Source organism: Streptomyces sp. NPDC107521 (genome assembly GCF_055598485.1).
In genome coordinates, this window is the sequence record NZ_JBVKAT010000056.1 from 1 (window position 1) to 1,473 (window position 1,473).

A 1,473-nucleotide genomic window follows, 5' to 3' on the forward strand; every position below is an offset into this window, starting at 1 on the left:
CGGCCGGAGGCGGTGGCGGTGTTGGTGACCTTTCCGGTGGCGGCCTCGTCGGTGGTGATGGTGTGGGGCTTGGTGGTGCATTCCATGGTCTCGCCGGGGGCGAGGCTGGTGGCGGGGCAGGTGACGTCGCCGGCGGTGGGGTCGGAGACCTTGATGTCGGTGACGGTCAGGGTGCCCTGGTTGGCGACCAGGAGTTTCCAGTCGATCCGGTCGCCGGTGCCGGTTCGTCCGTCGCGGTCGGTGTCGGTGACGTCGGCCGTCTTGGTGAGGGTGAGCTGGGCCCGTCCGTCGGACGGGACGGTCACCCCGGACGGCGGGGAGACGGGTGTCCCGCCGGAGGGCGGGGTGCCGGTCGCGGTGGCCGTGTTGGTGATCGATCCGGCGTCCGCGTCGGCCTGCGTGACCGTGTAGGCGGCGGTGCAGGTCAGCGTGGCACCCGGCGCCAGGGAGGCGGCGCCTTCGGGGCAGTCGACCGCGCCGAGCTTGCCGGTGCCGGTGAACTCTCCTTCCTTGACCCTGACGTCGGTGAGGGTGACGTTGCCGGTGTTGGTGACGGTGAACCGGTAGGTGATCTCCTCACCCGCGACGAGTGTGGCGGGGGTGTCGTCGCCGGCACTCTTGACCACGCTCAGCGCGGGCTTCGGGTCCTGCGGCACGCTCACCTCGGACGGCGGCGAGACAGGCGGCTCGCCCGAGGGCGGAGTACCGGTCGCGGTCGCGGTGTTCTTCACGGAGCCCTGGTCGACGTCGGCCTGGGTGACCGTGTAGGCGGCGGTGCAGGTGAGGGTGGCACCCGGTGCGAGGGAGGCCGTCCCGGCGGGGCAGTCGATGTCGCCGAGTTTGCCGTGGCCGGTGAAGTCACCTTCCTTGATCTTGATGTCGGTGAGGGTGACGTTGCCGGTGTTGCGGACGGTGAAGGCGTAGGTGATCTCCTCACCCACGACGAGTTCACCCTCCGCACCGCCGGTGGCGGACTTGACGACGGACAGGCCGGGCTCGCTGGGCGCGTCCACCGTCGTCTTCGACGGCGGTGACACCGGGGGCTCACCGGAGGGCGGTGTACCGGTCGCGGTCGCGCTGTTCTCCACGGAGCCCTGGTCCACGTCGGCCTGGGTGACCGTGTAGAGGGCGGTGCACAGGACGGTGTCGCCCGGTGCGAGGGAGGCCGTCCCGGCGGGGCAGTCGATGTCGCCGAGCTTGCCGTGGCCGGTGAAGTCGCCCTCGTCGACCTTCACGTCCTTCAGCGTGACGTTGCCGGTGTTGGTGACGGCGAACCGGTAGGTGACCTCCTCGCCCGCGACGAGCCTGTCCGCGGAGGCGGTCTTGACGACCGCGAGAGCGGGCTCCTGCGGCGCCGGGACGATGGTCTTCGACGGCGGCGACACCGGCGGCTCACCGGAGGGCGGCGTACCCGTCGCCGTCGCACTGTTCTCCACCGAGCCCTGGTCCACGTCGGCCTGGGTGACCGTGTAG

Annotated in this window: 1 protein-coding gene; it reads right to left on the reverse strand. The window is 71.1% G+C overall.

Features of this window, described 5'->3' with window-relative positions; translation table 11 throughout:
* Positions 1-1,473 (reverse strand): DUF7507 domain-containing protein (locus ACZ7LB_RS31935; protein ID WP_471473189.1); only part of this gene is annotated, 1,473 nt, incomplete at both ends.